The sequence below is a fragment of the Streptomyces sp. NPDC004134 genome (assembly GCF_042874195.1).
In the GTDB taxonomy this organism is placed as follows: domain Bacteria; phylum Actinomycetota; class Actinomycetes; order Streptomycetales; family Streptomycetaceae; genus Streptomyces.
Window position 1 is genome coordinate 118,873 of the sequence record NZ_JBIAMS010000023.1, and the last position, 13,840, is coordinate 132,712.

Genomic DNA, 13,840 nt, shown 5'->3' on the forward strand with positions numbered 1-13,840 from the left:
GTGGCATTGCGGGTGTTCTCCGCCGTGCCATCATCGAGGCGAGCTGGGAAGCCTGAAAGTCGCCGGAGGTTGGGAGGGCACGTGGCTATGGAGGCCGGCCCTCGTGACAGTCGACGGGAGCCGCAGGACGACCGGATCGCGGGGCCCGTGGCAGAGCCCGCGGACGATCTCGCGGGGGATCTCACCGACGCGCCGGAGCCTGTGGGCCAGGAGTCGTTCCGCGAACTGCGTCCGCCGCGGCTGCTCCGCTTCTGGCAGCTCGCCCCCATCGTCGCGCTGGCCGCGCTGGGCTCGCTGATGTTCGCGTTCCCGCTGGCCTTCGAGTTCGGCGGCGGCGGTCCCGTGGTGGCGATGCTCGGGCTGCTCATCAGTTGCTGTGCCGCCGGCTGGGCCATGATGGCCGCGCGCCGGGTGGGGCTGGCGCTGCCGGGGCTGCCGCGGCGCGGCTCGGGGCGGCGGGCCGACTGGCGGATCGCGCTGCTGTACGCGGTGGCGGTGGCGGCGGTCGTCGCGCTGGCCGTCTGGCGGGTGGCCCGGCTGGGCTGACCGGCGCCCGGAGCCCGGTCCCACCCCGTCGCCGGGGCGTTGTCGGCGCGGCCGGTTACGATCACGGAGTGAGCACCGCGCAACTGCACTTCCTCAAGGGACACGGCACCGAGAACGACTTCGTGATCGTCCCGGACCCGGCCGGTCTCATCGACCTGTCCCCCGCCGCCGTGGCCCGGCTCTGCGACCGCCGGGCAGGCATCGGGGGCGACGGCCTGCTGCGGGTCGTGCGGTCCGACGCGCACCCGGAGGGGCGGCGGATGGCCGCCGAGGCCGAGTGGTTCATGGACTACCGCAACGCGGACGGAAGCGTCGCCGAGATGTGCGGGAACGGGGTGCGGGTCTTCGCCCGCTATCTCCAGCACGCCGGGCTCGCGGAGAGCGGCGACCTGGCGGTCGGCACGCGCGCGGGAGTGCGGCGGGTGCACCTGGCGAAGGACGGTGACCTCACGGTCGGCATGGGCCGGGCGGCGCTCGCGGCCGGGCCGGACGCCGAGGTGACGGTCACGGTGGGCGAGCGGAGCTGGCCCGCGCGCAACGTCGGCATGGGCAATCCGCACGCGGTCGCGTTCGTCGCCGACCTCGCGGACGCTGGGCGGCTGTACGAGGCGCCGGGGGTCGCGCCGGCGTCGGCGTATCCCCAGGGTGTGAACGTGGAGTTCGTGGTGGACCGCGGCCCGCGGCACGTGGCGATGCGGGTCCACGAGCGCGGCTCGGGCGAGACCCGCTCGTGCGGTACGGGCGCGTGCGCGGTGGCCGTCGCCGCCGCCCGCCGCGACGGGGTGGACCCGGCGGCGACGGGCCGCCCGGAGACGTACACCGTGGATGTCCCCGGCGGCCGCCTCGTGGTGACCGAACACCCCGACGGCGAGGTGGAGATGACGGGCCCGGCCGTCATCGTCGCCGAAGGCGACACGGCGCCCGGCTGGCTCTAGGCCGCCGGGCCCCGGGCCCGTCCTGCTCCGCCGGTGCCGCTCTGCCGCCCGGCTACTCGTCCGCGTCGTCCGGCCGGCCCAGCATCCGGTTCGCGCACAGCCGCATCGACTCTTCGCGCACCCCCGCGAACGCCGCCATCAGATGGCCGTCCGGGCGGATGTAGAGGACCGTGTGCGGCGCCGCGCCCGGGTAGCTCTCCGCGACCAGCAGCCGGGCGCGGGCGGGGAGTTCGCCCACGAGCCGCACCAGCTTCGGCATCAGCCCCGCCTGCAGCCAGCGGCTGCGGTCCCAGACCCGGGTGCCGGGGGCGACGAGCACGACCAGGGGGTCGCCTCCCAGCCGTTCCGAGAGCCGGCCCGTCCAACCGTCCGGAGCAATCACTTGGACGTCCTCGACCCGGGCGCCGGGTGCCGTGTCCACCTCCACCGCCCCGTCCAGGCCCGTCGGCGCCGTGGCGTACACCGGCGGGCCGCCTATCCGGCCGCGGCCCAGGTGCCCGTCCGTCAGCAGTTCCGCGGCCGACTTGCCGCGCACCGCCGCCCGCAGGCCGCCCGCGCGGCGCAGCAGCGGGCGGACCTGGTCGGCGGCGCGCAGCCGGGCGCTGATGGCGGCGCGGCGCTCGGTGACGTAGGTGTCGACGAGGTCGTCGCCGGAGTCGTCGCGTCCCGCCTGGTGCCAGACGCGGCCGAGCTTCCAGGCGAGGTTCTCGGCGTCGGCGAGGCCCTCGTCGAGCTGCTGGGTGCCCAGCGAGCCGACGAGGTGCGCGGCGTCGCCGGCGAGCAGTGTGCGGCCGCGGCGCCAGCGGCGGGCGAGCCGGTGGTGGACGGTGTGCACGCCGGTGTCGAGGAGTTCGTACGACGGGTGACGGGAGCCCGTCCAGACGCGCAGGGTGGCCTCCAGCCGCGCGACGAGGGCCTCCGGGGTGACGACGCCGCCGCCGGGCGGCAGCAGCCAGTCCAGCCGCCACCTGTCGTCCCCGAGCGGCCTGGCGACGCACTCGGCGCCCGGTCCGCTGCGCGGGGCGCCGCGGTACAGGACGCCCTCGCCGGGCCAGGGCAGGTCGGCCCGTACCGCCGCGACGGCGTGCCGCTCGACGGCCGTGCGGCCGGCGTACGGCACCTCCAGCAGCTTGCGCACCGTCGACCGGGCGCCGTCGCAGCCGACGAGCCAGCTCCCGCGCCACCAGGTCCCGGCCCGGGTGCGTACGTTGACGCCGTACGGCTCCTGCGACAGCTCCGTCAGCCGGCTGCCGCGGAAGACCTCGACGTGGTGGGAGTTGTCGGCGAGCGCCGCCAGCGTGGCGGTCAGAGCGGACTGCGCGACGTGCAGCGGGGCGGGTCCCCCGGCCTCGCCGAACTCCACCCGCACCTGCGTCCGGCCGCCGCGCAGCACGCGCCAGCCGGCGAGCGGGGCGCCGCGCTCGCGGGTCTCCGCGGCGCCGAGGCGGTCGAGGAACGCGGTGGTGTGCGGGCGCAGCACGGCGGTACGGGCCGGGCGCGGTCCCGCGGGCCTGCCGTCCTCCTCGGCGTCGCCGGCGGGCCGGTCGTCGAGGAGGACGGTGGGGACCGCGTGCCGGGCCAGAGCCAACGACAGGGCGAGCCCGACAGGGCCCGCCCCGACGATGATCACCGGGTCCACGGTGATGCGCCTCCGGCGCCATGGTGCCTACGTACTAAGGGGTGGGGAGCCCGGTGCGCGATCACACGAGGTATGCAACCCACTGCTGCACACCGCAGTCAAGCCGAGGGCTTCCGGCCGCCCCCTCGGGCTACGTTCCCCCGCCTCCGCCGTCTCCCCCGCCACCGGCATCACCGCCGCCTCCGAGGCCCGTCGGCCCCGCTCCGCCGGCCACGATGCCCAGCCCGCCGCCGGCCGCGCCGGTGCCGAGGTCGTCGACGGCCCCGGCCCCGACCACCGCGCCGGTGGACCGCTTGCCGCGCCGGACGATGCGCTCCAGCCAGCTCGCCAGCGAGGTCAGGATGAAGTTCACGACGACGTAGATCGCCGCGACGATGATGAAGCTCGCGAAGACGTTGGAGTAGTTGGACGCGAGCGTGCGCCGCTCGACGAGCAGTTCGCTGAAGCCGATCATCGCGCCGCCGAGCGCGGTGTCCTTCACGATGACGACGAGCTGGCTGACGATCGCCGGCAGCATCGCCGTGACGGCCTGCGGCAGCAGCACGTTGCCCATCATCTGGCCCTTGCGCAGGCCGATGGCCTTGGCCGCCTCGGTCTGCCCGCGGGGCAGGGAGAGGATGCCCGCGCGGACGATCTCGGCGAGCACGGAGGCGTTGTAGAGCACCAGCCCGGTGACGACGGCGTACAGCGGACGCTGGTCACTGCTGATGTCGGTGTACTCGGAGTAGAACTGGTTCGCGAACAGCATCAGGAGCAGCACGGGGATGGCGCGGAAGAACTCCACCACCGCGCCGGCCGGCACCCGTACCCACGCGTGGTCGGACAGCCGCGCTATGCCGAACAGCGCGCCCAGCGGCAGCGCGATGAGGAGCGAGAGCCCGGCCGCCTTCAGCGTCTCGCCGAGACCCGGCAGGAGATACGTGGTCCATGCCTGGGAGTCCGTGAAGAACGGCTTCCACAGATTCCATTCGAGCTGGTTCTTCTCGTTCAGCTTGTCGAGGACCCACCACACGCCGAGCGCCAGCGCGGCGACGAAGAGCACGGTGTAGACGACGTTGCGCCGCTTGGCCTTCGGGCCGGGGGCGTCGTAGAGAACGGAACTCATCGCTTGACCGCCACCTTCTTGCCGACCCAGCCGAGGAAGAGCCCGGTCGGCAGGGTCAGCACCAGGAAGCCGAGCGCGAAGATGCCGGAGATGAGGAGGAGCTGCGCCTCGTTCTCGATCATCTCCTTCATGAGCAGCGCCGCCTCGGCGACGCCGATGGCAGCCGCCACCGTGGTGTTCTTGGTGAGCGCGATGAGGACGTTGGTGAGCGGGCCGACGACCGAGCGGAACGCCTGGGGCAGCACTATCAGGGTGAGGACCTGGGTGAAGCTCAGCCCGATGGCGCGGGCGGCCTCCGCCTGTCCCACGGGCACGGTGTTGATGCCCGAGCGCAGCGCCTCACAGACGAACGCGGCGGTGTACGCGGACAGTCCGAGCACCGCCAGCCGGAAGAACTTGGCGTCGAAGTCGATGCCGGCGCCCAGAGTGACGCCGAACACGTCGGAGAGCCCGAGGGCGCAGAAGACGATGATGACCGTCAGGGGGATGTTCCGGATGACGTTCACGTAGACCGTGCCGAAGCCCCGCATGAGCGGCACGGGGCTGACCCGCATGGCCGCCAGGATCGTTCCCCAGATGAGGGAGAACAGACCGGACAGCAGGGTGAGTTTCACGGTGACCCAGAACGCGTCCAGGATCTGTGTGTCGTATTCGGAGATGATGTCCAACGTCAGTCCAGCGCTCTCGCCTTAAGTGGACGCGGTGGTGTACCACCCGGGCCGGGCGGCACACCACCGCTCTGACAGTGCGGTCGCACCGCCGCCGGGGCGGCGGTGCGGCGGGGTCACTGCTTGATGTCGCCGATCTTCGGCGCGGGCTCGAAGTCGTAGTTCGCGGGGCCGAGGTTGGCGTCCATGAACTTCTCCCACGAGCCGTCGGAGACCATCTTCTCCAGGGCGGAGTCGATGTCGGTCTTCATCTTGTCGTCGCCCTTTTTGATGCCGACACCGTAGTTCTCGTTGCTCAGGTTCAGCCCGGCGAGCTTGAACTTGCCCTCGTTGGCTTCCTGGGCGGCGTAGCCGGCGAGGATCGAGTCGTCGGTGGTCAGGGCGTCGATCTGGCCGTTGGCGACGGCGTCGAGGCACTCCGAGTAGCCGGGGCGCTCGGCGAGCTGGGCCTTGGGCGCGATGGTGTCCTTGACGTTCTGCGCCGAGGTGGAGCCGGTGACCGAGCAGAGCGTCTTGCCGTTGAGGTCCTCACCCTTGGTGATGTTCTCGTCGGCGCGGATCAGCAGGTCCTGGTGGGCCAGCAGGTACGGGCCCGCGAAGTCGACCTTCTGCTTGCGCTCGTCGGTGATCGAGTAGGTGGCGGCGATCATGTCGACGTCGCCGCGCTCCAGCATGGTCTCGCGGTCGGCGCTGATCGCCTCCTTCCACTCGATCTGGTCCTCGGAGTAGCCGAGTTCCTTGGCCACGTACGTGGCGACGTCGACGTCGAAGCCCGAGTACGAGCCGTCGGGCTCCTTCAGCCCGAGGCCGGGCTGGTCGAACTTGATGCCGATGGTGATGGAGTCCTTGCCACCGCCGCCGCCTTCACCGTTGTCGCCGCTGTCGTCGTCGGAGCCGCACGCGGCCGCGGTGACGGTGAGGGCGAGTGCGCAGGCAGCGGCCGCGCTGACCTTGCGGAGATTCATGGTGAGCATCCTTCTGTCTGGTGTGTTGCCGGCAGCTCAGTGGTGCAGGATCTTCGACAGGAAGTCCTTCGCCCGGTCGCTGCGAGGGTTGGTGAAGAACTGGTCGGGGGTCGTCTCCTCCACGATCTGGCCGTCGGACATGAAGACCACCCGGTTCGCCGCCGAGCGGGCGAAGCCCATCTCGTGCGTGACGACGACCATAGTCATACCGTCCCGGGCGAGTTGCTGCATTACTTCCAGCACCTCGTTGATCATCTCGGGGTCGAGGGCCGAGGTGGGCTCGTCGAAGAGCATCACCTTGGGCTCCATCGCCAGCGCGCGGGCGATCGCCACCCGCTGCTGCTGGCCGCCGGAGAGCTGCGCGGGGTACTTGTCCGCCTGGTTGCCGACGCCCACCCGGTCGAGCAGGGCCCTGGCGGAGGTCTCCGCGGCCGCCTTGTCCTTCTTGCGGACCTTGATCTGCCCGAGCATCACGTTCTGCAGCACGGTCTTGTGCGCGAAGAGGTTGAAGGACTGGAAGACCATGCCCACGTCGGCGCGGAGCTTGGCCAGCTCACGGCCCTCGGCGGGCAGGGGCTTGCCGTCCAGCGTGATGCGGCCGGAGTCGATGGGCTCCAGCCGGTTGATCGCCCGGCACAGCGTGGACTTCCCGGACCCGGAAGGACCGATGACGACGACGACCTCGCCGCGCGTGATCGTCAGGTCGATGTCCTGGAGCACGTGGAGCGCACCGAAATGCTTGTTGACGTTGTCCAGCACGACGAGCGGTTCGCCCGCCGCGGGGACGGCGTCCTTGACCATCGAAACCTCGGTCATCCGCGTCTTGCTCCGTCCTTTTCGGTTGCCTGGACCTTAGTGAGCAGCCGCGACCAGCGTCATCACATCTGAGGGGAAATTGAGCATAACGATCCGGCTGCAATCGGACACAATAGGTGGAATCGGGACGCCGCTCGACGTGCCCGTCACACAACGGAAACCGCTGGGTGACCTGGCCGGACTTGACGCGGCAGGGCCGCATCCGCCTGTATTCCTGTGCGGGCTGAGACGATACGCGAGCGAGGAAACGGGAGGGCTGATGAGGCTGCTGCTCGTCGAGGACGACGACCACGTGGCCACCGCGCTCTCCGCGGTGCTGGCCAGGCATGGTTTCGAGGTGGGCATGGCCCACAGCGGCCAGGAGGCGCTGCAGGAGCTGCTGCACAGCGAGCTGGCCCCGTTCGACGTGGTGCTGCTCGACCTGGGGCTGCCCGACCAGGACGGCTTCGAGGTGTGCGGACGCATCCGCAAGCTGACCGGCACTCCCGTGATCATGGTGACCGCGCGCTCCGACGTCCGGTCCCGGATCCATGGGCTCAACCTGGGTGCCGACGACTATGTCGTCAAGCCGTACGACACGGGCGAACTCCTCGCACGCGTGCACGCCGTCGCCCGGCGCACCGCGGCGGCGGAGCCCGAGCCCGCCGCGGGGCCCGGCGGCGCGGGTCCTGCCGCGGCCGGCGAGCGGGCCGACGACCCCGCGGCGCCGCTGGTCGTCGTGGGCCCGGTGACGCTGGAGCCCCACTCCCGCCGGGTCAGCGTCGGCGGGGCGGAGGTGCAGCTCACCCGCAAGGAGTTCGACCTGCTCGCGCTGCTCGCGGCGCGCCCCGGCGTCGTGTTCCGGCGAGAGCAGATCATCAGCGAGGTGTGGCGCAGCAGTTGGGAGGGCACGGGCCGGACCCTGGAGGTCCACATCGCCTCCCTGCGCAGCAAGCTCGGCCTGCCCGCGCTCATCGAGACCGTGCGCGGCGTCGGCTATCGCCTCGTGCCTCCGCCGGCCGGCTGAGGCCCCCTCCCTATGCGTACCCGTCTGCTCCCCCTGCTCATCGTGCTCATGGCCGGCGTGCTGCTCGCGCTCGGCTTCCCGCTGGCCGACCGCATCGCCGGGCAGGAGCAGCAGCGCGTGATCGTGGACCGGATCGACGACACCGCCCGCTTCGCCTCCCTCGCGCAGTACGTCGCCTCCCGCAACGAGGCCCGCCCGCCGGCCGAGGACGAGCGGCTGCGCGCGCTCCAGGAGGAGCTGCACCGGTACCACGACCTCTACGGCATCCGCGCCGGCGTCTACTACCGCGACCGCACCGCGATGGCCGCCGCCCCCACCGGCTGGCGGGCCATGGCCGGCGCCGAGGGCGACCGGGCCTTCACGGAGTCCCTCGCGGGCCGCCGCAGCCACGACCCCCCGCAGGTCTGGCCCTGGCAGGACGGCCGGCTGACCGTCGCCTCCCCGGTCGTACGGGACGGTGACGTGGTCGCCGTCGTGGTCACCGACTCGCCCACCGGCGCCATGCGCTCCCGGACGCTCACCGGCTGGCTGTGGCTCGGAGCGGGCATCGCCGCCGCGATGACGGTCGCCGTGGCGGCGGCGTACCGGCTCACCGGCTGGGTGCTCAGGCCCGTGCGCGTGCTCGACAAGGCCGCCCACGACATCGCCACCGGCCGGCTGAAGTCCCGCGTCGCCGCCGCGGGCGGGCCGCCGGAGCTGCGCCGGCTCACGGGGTCCTTCAACGAGATGGCCGACAACGTCGAGACCGTCCTGGAGCAGCAGCGCACCTTCGTCGCGGACGCCTCCCACCAACTGCGCAACCCGCTGTCCGCGCTGCTGCTGCGCATCGAGTTGCTGCGGCTCGAGGCGCCGCAGGCGGCGGCGGAGATCGAGTCGGTGCAGGCGGAGGGCACCCGGCTGGCCCGGGTGCTGGACGACCTGCTGGATCTGGCGCTGGCCGAGCACTCCCCCGCCGACCTGCGGGTGACGGACGTGGCCCGGCTGGCGGCGGAGCGGGTCGCGAGCTGGCGTCCGCTGGCCGAGGGACAGGACGTACGGCTGTTCCTGTCCGGTGCCACGGCAGTGACCGGCTGGGCGGACGAGGTGGCCTTGTCCAGCGCGCTGGACGCGGTGGTCGACAACGCCGTGAAGTTCTCGCCGCGGTGCGGCGAGGTGGAGGTGCGGGTGGACACGGCCGGGGACGAGGTGACGGTCGCCGTCGCCGACGGCGGGCCGGGGCTCACCGACGAGGAGCTGGGCCGCATCGGCGACCGCTTCTGGCGCAGCGGACGGCATCAGAACGTCTCCGGCTCGGGTCTGGGTCTGTCCATCGCCCGGGCGCTGCTGACGGCGGCCGGGGGACGTATCTCATACGAACGCAACGAGCCGGAGGGGCTCCGGGTGACGATCGCGGTGCCGCGCACGGCGCCGGAGGGCGGCGTGCAGGAGGGCGGTTAGGGCGCGCGGGGTGCGTCGCCGGACTCCGCCGCCTCCGGGCCGGGATTCGCGCCGGGTGGTGCGCCGGGGTGGCGCAGCAGCGCGCGGATCCGGGTCAGCCGGGCGGGTCCCCGGCGGCGCAGGGGGCGCTCCTCCTGGACACGGACGTCGACCTCGTAGCGGCGTACGTACGCGGAGAGGAACGCCTGCAGCGTCGCGGTCGCCGGGATCGCGATCAGGGCGCCCACCGCGCCCAGCAGCGCGGCCCCCGCGATGACCGAGCCGAAGGCCACGGCGGGGTGTATGTCCACCGTCTTCGCGGTGATCCGCGGCTGCAGCAGGTAGTTCTCCAACTGCTGGTAGAGGATCACGAACCCGATCAGCCACACCGCCGTCCACGGCCCGACGGTGAACGCCAGCAGGATCGGCAGCGCCCCTGCGATGTACGTGCCCACGGTCGGCACGAACTGCGAGACCACCCCCACCCACACCGCGAGCGCGGGCGCGTACGGCACGTCGAGCAACAGCATCGCGATGTAGTGGGCGATACCCGAGACGATGGCCATCAGGCCGCGCGAGTAGAGGTAGCCGCCGGTCTTGGCGACCGCGATCTCCCAGGCGCGCAGGACCTCGGTCTGCCGCGCGGGCGGCAGTACGGAACAGATCGCGCGGCGCAGCCGCGGGCCCTCGGCGGTGAAGTAGAAGGCGAACAGCACCACGGTCAGCGCGGTGAAGAGGCCGCCGAGGACGGTGGTGGAGATGCCCCACACGTTGTCGGCGCTGCGCTGCAGGTAGTCGCGTACGACCTCGGACTTCAGGAAGTCCTGCTGGAGGTCGTCCACGCGCAGCTCGGTGCCGAACTGCTCGTTGATCCACTCGATGAGGGACTCGACGTAGTCGGGGAAGTTCTCGACGATCAGCCGGACCTGGTCGGCGACGAGCGAGCCGAGGGCGGCGACGAACGCCGCTGCGGCCACCAGCACCCCGAGGAAGACCAGCGCGGTAGCGGCGCCGCGGCGCATGCCGCGGGCGGCGAGCCGGTCGACGGCGGGCTCGCAGGCCAGCCCGATGAAGAAGGCCACCAGGATGTTGAGCAGCAGCCCGTACAACTCGTCGAAGGCCCACTCGGCGACGTGGAAGCAGGCGAACAGGGCCAGCGCGAGGACGATCGCGCGGGGCAGCCAGGGAGGCATGCGCTCGCGGGGGCTCGCGGGCGGGGTGCCGTCGCCGGGGGGCGTGCCGGGCGTGGACGGGGCGTCCTGGGCGTCCGGAGCGGTGCGGGCGTCCGGGACGGGTGGTGTCTCGTGCGCGCTCGTGCGGTCGGAAGCAGCCGATGATGCAGCCATGGACGAACAGTGTGGCCGACGTCAGCGCCGGCGGCGTCAGCGCATCTCCGCCGGGATGTCCATCGCGGCGCACACCCCGCGCCAGACGTCGCGCGCGTCCCACCCCTCGTCCAGCGCCTCGCGGACCGTACGACCGCCCAGCTCGGACATCACGTGGTCGCGCGCGAAGGAGTCGACGTAGGGCTCGCCGAAGTAGTCGCGCATCCGCTGCCAGAAGACCGTCAACCGCATGCGTCCATTATCCCGCGCGTACGTGCACCTGAGAGTGCTCCCGGCCCGTTGGCCTCCCGGTCGGCCCCGCCGTGATCGTAACGTCGCCCCATGGCTGACTCCCCGCAGGTCCGCGCCGCAGAGTTCATCTGGCTGACCGCCCGTGTGCTGGAGCAGCGCCGGTTCGCCCACCACTTCGTGCCCGGCGCCGCCGACGCGGACGGGGTGGAGAAGGCGCTCGAGGCGTACCGGAACGCCGACGGCGGCTTCGGGCACGCCCTGGACCCCGACCTGCGCGGTCCCGGCAGCCAGCCGCTGCACACCGCGCACGCGCTGCGGGTCCTCGACTCCCTCGGCCGCTGCACCGGCCGCCGCGCGGAGGACGTCTGCCGTTATCTGACCGCCGTCTCCAACCAGGACGGCGCCCTGCCCGCCGTGCATCCCTCGCTGCGCGGCTACCCGGCCGCGCCGTGGCTGCCGGTGCCCGCGGACCCGCCGAGCGCGCTGCTGACCACCGCGCCGGTCGTGGGGCTGCTGCACCGCAACGACATCTGGCACGCCTGGCTCTTCCGCGCCACCGACTTCTGCTGGCACGCCGTGGAGACGCTGCGCGGGAGCCGTCCGTACGAGGCGGAGGCCGCGGTCGCCTTCCTCGACCACGTGCCCGACCGGCGGCGCGCCGAGGCCGCCGCGGACCGGCTGGGCCGGCTGGTGCGCGCCGAGCGGCTGGTGCTGCTGGACCCCGCCCGGGCGGACGCGGAGCCGGCCGCGGAGGGCCACGCGCCGGGCGAGCACCACCACCCGCACGACTTCGCCAGGCGGCCGGCGTCGCTGGCGCGGCGGTGGTTCAGCGACGCGGAGATGGCGCGGTCGCTGGACTTCCTGGCGGCGAACCAGCGGGCGGACGGCGGCTGGCCGGTGGCGTGGCGGCGCTGGTCGCCGGGGGCGGAGCTGGAGGCGCGGCCGCTGGCGACGCTGGAGGCGCTGCTGACGCTGCGGGCGTACGAGCGGATCTGAGGGCGCGCGGGCGGTCTGGGGGGCGTACGGGGCGGGCAGGGGCGCGCGGCAGAGGCCGGGACGTGCGCGGGCACCGGCCCTTGTCGGCCCGCGCACGCCCGGGGTCCGTCAGCCGGCCACGGCCCGAACCGCCGCGGTCACGATCACGGCGGCGGCCACCACGACCAGGAACGGCGCCCGCAGCAGCAGCGCGGCGCCGGCCGCCGCCAGCCCCGCGGCGCGGGCGTCGAGGACCAGCGCGGTGCCGTCGGCGAAGGTCTGCTGCGCGGTGAGCGCCGCCAGCAGGGCCACGGGCAGCAGGGCGGCCAGGCGCCGGACGAGGGGGCGCTCCAGGGCGCCCGAGGGCACGGAGAGGCCGAGCAGCTTGACCGCGTAGCAGCCGGCGAAGGTCAGCCCGATCGCGAGCCAGGTGGTCACGCGGCGCCCTCCGCCTCGTGCGCGTCCACGCCGTCCGTACGGTCCGGGGGGTCGCCCTGCGCGCGCCCGCGCGTGCGCCTCCCGTGCAGCGCCAGCACCAGCGGCGCCGCCAGCGCGGCGACCAGCACCGGTGTCCCGGCGGGCAGCGCCGGGAGGGTGCCGAGGACGAGCGCGACGGCGACGAGCGCGGTGGCCCGCTCCACGGTCCCGGTCAGCATCGGCCCCACCAGCGCGAGGAACACCGCGGGCCCGGCGGCGTCCAGGCCCCAGGCGGCGGTGTCGCCGATGGCCTCGGCGCCCAGCACGCCGACGAGGGTGGTGACGTTCCAGCAGACGTAGAGGGTGAGCCCGGTGACGACGAAGCCGATGCGCTGGGCGCGGCGGGTGGACTGGGCGATGGTGACGACGGCCGTCTCGTCGATGACCCACTGGGCGGCGAGCGGGCGCAGCGCGCGGGGCAGCCGGAGCATGGGCGCGAGCCGCAGCCCGTAGAAGGCGTTCCGTACGCCGAGGAAGAAGGCCCCGGCCGCGGCGGCGAACGGGCCGCCGCCGGCGGCCACCGCACCGGCGAGAGCGAACTGCGAGGCGCCGGTGAAGATCAGCAGGCTCATGGCGCACGCCTGCGCGGCGCTGAGTCCGGCGCCGGCCGCGGTGACGCCGAACGCGAACCCGGAGAGCCCGACGGCGACCCCGACCCCGAGGCCGTCGCGCAGGGCGGCGCGATCCTCGGGCGCGGGATCGGCGGTGGACGGAGGCTGTGCTTCTGTGGCCATGCGCCGGACGTTATGCGGCCGGGGTCCGACCGGTCTTGTACGTTCTTGCGCGACCCCACCCCCGCGACCCCGCAACGCGCAGCCCTGCCGGGCGCGGCCCCGCCATGCGCGGCCCGGTCAGCCCGCCCGCTCCCGCTGGTACGCGCCCGGGGGCACGCCCACGATCCGGGTGAAGTGCCGGTTCAGATGCGGCTGGTCGGTGAAGCCCACGGTCACCGCCGCCTCCGACGGCCGCAGCCCCTCGTCCAGCAGCCGCCGCGCGCGCCGTACCCGGGCGTCGGTCAGCCAGCGGTGCGGAGGCGTGCCGTACGCCTCCTTGAAGGCCCGCAGCAGCGCGAACGGGGACGTGCCCAGCTCCGCCGCCAGCGCCTCCAGCGTCGGCGGCGCCGCCATCCGCTCGTACAGCACGGCCCGCGCCCGCGCCGCGGTCCGCGCGCCCGCGGACGCCACCACGCGCCCCGGGAGCCGCGCGCCATGGCGGCACAGCAGGCGGGCCAGCACGACGCGCAGCACGCTGTCGGCGGCCAGTGGGTTGTCCTCCTCCGCGGCGCGGTGCACCTCGGTGATGAGGCGGGCGCCGCCGGGGTCGTCGACCATGGTCTCGCCGAAGCCCGCGGTGCCGCCGATGGCGGTGACCTCCGCCGCCACCTCGGCGACCAGGCCGGCGGTCGGGTAGAGCGTCGCGTACGACCAGCCCTCCGCCGCGCCCGCGCGCGCCGTGTGCGGCACCTCGGGGTTGATCATGACGACGGTGCCGGGGCCTGCCAGGAGCGTGCCGTCCGGCATGCCGACGGCTTCCACGCCCGCGGTGACGGCGCCGAAGACGTAGCCGTCGTGGGAGTGGGCGGGGAAGGTGTGCCCGACGTACCGGGCGCGCAGCAGGTCGAGGCCGGGCAGGCTGGTGTAGCGCCAGTGCCGGGCCCACTCGCGATCGGCGTCGCCCGACGCCGGCGCCGTGCGCGACCCCATGGGGACAAGTGT

15 protein-coding genes are annotated in these 13,840 nt (G+C 73.5%); 5 read left to right on the forward strand and 10 right to left on the reverse strand.

The window, feature by feature from the left end:
- Positions 1–87 precede the first annotated feature (87 nt).
- Together ACFYVJ_RS26085 and dapF are read left to right on the forward strand one after the other, a co-directional pair.
- Positions 88–546 (forward strand): hypothetical protein, encoded by a 459-nt coding sequence (locus tag ACFYVJ_RS26085; protein WP_164716222.1) that lies wholly within the window; start codon positions 88–90, stop codon positions 544–546.
- Positions 547–614: 68 nt separating this feature from the next.
- Positions 615–1,481 (forward strand): diaminopimelate epimerase, encoded by an 867-nt coding sequence (dapF, locus tag ACFYVJ_RS26090; RefSeq protein ID WP_388896004.1) that lies wholly within the window; start codon positions 615–617, stop codon positions 1,479–1,481.
- 52 nt (positions 1,482–1,533) lie between these two features.
- On the opposite strand, the gene ACFYVJ_RS26095 is transcribed toward dapF, so the two are convergent.
- The 5 genes from ACFYVJ_RS26095 to ACFYVJ_RS26115 all read right to left on the reverse strand — a co-directional run bounded on the left by ACFYVJ_RS26095 (position 1,534) and on the right by ACFYVJ_RS26115 (position 6,674).
- On the reverse strand, positions 1,534–3,120 hold the full coding sequence (locus ACFYVJ_RS26095) for an FAD-dependent monooxygenase (RefSeq protein ID WP_388896006.1): 1,587 nt from the start codon (positions 3,118–3,120) through the stop codon (positions 1,534–1,536).
- Positions 3,121–3,250: 130 nt separating this feature from the next.
- Complete coding sequence (locus ACFYVJ_RS26100; protein WP_388896008.1) at positions 3,251–4,225, reverse strand: amino acid ABC transporter permease; 975 nt, start codon at positions 4,223–4,225, stop codon at positions 3,251–3,253.
- Positions 4,222–4,893 (reverse strand): amino acid ABC transporter permease, encoded by a 672-nt coding sequence (locus ACFYVJ_RS26105; RefSeq protein WP_388896010.1) that lies wholly within the window; start codon positions 4,891–4,893, stop codon positions 4,222–4,224. The genes ACFYVJ_RS26100 and ACFYVJ_RS26105 overlap by 4 nt, the downstream gene beginning before the upstream one ends.
- Before the next feature lie 116 nt (positions 4,894–5,009).
- Positions 5,010–5,858: a glutamate ABC transporter substrate-binding protein gene (locus tag ACFYVJ_RS26110; protein ID WP_388896012.1), complete on the reverse strand. Its 849-nt coding sequence runs from the start codon at positions 5,856–5,858 to the stop codon at positions 5,010–5,012.
- A 36-nt stretch (positions 5,859–5,894) separates the two neighbouring features.
- Positions 5,895–6,674: an amino acid ABC transporter ATP-binding protein gene (locus ACFYVJ_RS26115; protein WP_388896014.1), complete on the reverse strand. Its 780-nt coding sequence runs from the start codon at positions 6,672–6,674 to the stop codon at positions 5,895–5,897.
- Positions 6,675–6,933: 259 nt separating this feature from the next.
- Between ACFYVJ_RS26115 and ACFYVJ_RS26120 the strand changes: the two genes are divergently transcribed.
- Both ACFYVJ_RS26120 and ACFYVJ_RS26125 read left to right on the forward strand, forming a co-directional pair.
- Entirely contained in the window at positions 6,934–7,680 is a 747-nt protein-coding gene (locus ACFYVJ_RS26120) for a response regulator transcription factor (protein WP_388896016.1), read from the forward strand.
- 12 nt (positions 7,681–7,692) lie between these two features.
- Positions 7,693–9,117, forward strand: a complete 1,425-nt coding sequence (locus tag ACFYVJ_RS26125) for an ATP-binding protein (RefSeq protein ID WP_388896018.1) — start codon at positions 7,693–7,695, stop codon at positions 9,115–9,117.
- Here the strand turns inward: ACFYVJ_RS26125 and ACFYVJ_RS26130 are convergent.
- Positions 9,114–10,289, reverse strand: coding sequence for an AI-2E family transporter (locus ACFYVJ_RS26130; RefSeq protein ID WP_388896068.1), 1,176 nt, complete (start codon positions 10,287–10,289; stop codon positions 9,114–9,116). The two genes, ACFYVJ_RS26125 and ACFYVJ_RS26130, sit on opposite strands and share 4 nt — an antisense overlap.
- A 189-nt stretch (positions 10,290–10,478) precedes the next feature.
- Positions 10,479–10,673, reverse strand: a complete 195-nt coding sequence (locus ACFYVJ_RS26135) for a DUF3046 domain-containing protein (RefSeq protein ID WP_388896020.1) — start codon at positions 10,671–10,673, stop codon at positions 10,479–10,481.
- Positions 10,674–10,763: 90 nt separating this feature from the next.
- Between ACFYVJ_RS26135 and ACFYVJ_RS26140 the strand changes: the two genes are divergently transcribed.
- Positions 10,764–11,669, forward strand: coding sequence for a hypothetical protein (locus ACFYVJ_RS26140; RefSeq protein ID WP_388896022.1), 906 nt, complete (start codon positions 10,764–10,766; stop codon positions 11,667–11,669).
- A 108-nt stretch (positions 11,670–11,777) separates the two neighbouring features.
- Here the strand turns inward: ACFYVJ_RS26140 and ACFYVJ_RS26145 are convergent, their stop codons facing one another.
- The 3 genes from ACFYVJ_RS26145 to ACFYVJ_RS26155 all read right to left on the reverse strand — a co-directional run bounded on the left by ACFYVJ_RS26145 (position 11,778) and on the right by ACFYVJ_RS26155 (position 13,828).
- Positions 11,778–12,086: an AzlD domain-containing protein gene (locus tag ACFYVJ_RS26145; RefSeq protein ID WP_388896024.1), complete on the reverse strand. Its 309-nt coding sequence runs from the start codon at positions 12,084–12,086 to the stop codon at positions 11,778–11,780.
- Entirely contained in the window at positions 12,083–12,859 is a 777-nt protein-coding gene (locus ACFYVJ_RS26150; protein WP_388896026.1) for an AzlC family ABC transporter permease, read from the reverse strand. The genes ACFYVJ_RS26145 and ACFYVJ_RS26150 overlap by 4 nt, the downstream gene beginning before the upstream one ends.
- A gap of 117 nt (positions 12,860–12,976) precedes the next feature.
- Positions 12,977–13,828, reverse strand: a complete 852-nt coding sequence (locus ACFYVJ_RS26155) for an AraC family transcriptional regulator (RefSeq protein WP_388896028.1) — start codon at positions 13,826–13,828, stop codon at positions 12,977–12,979.
- Between the last annotated feature and the right edge of the window lie 12 nt (positions 13,829–13,840).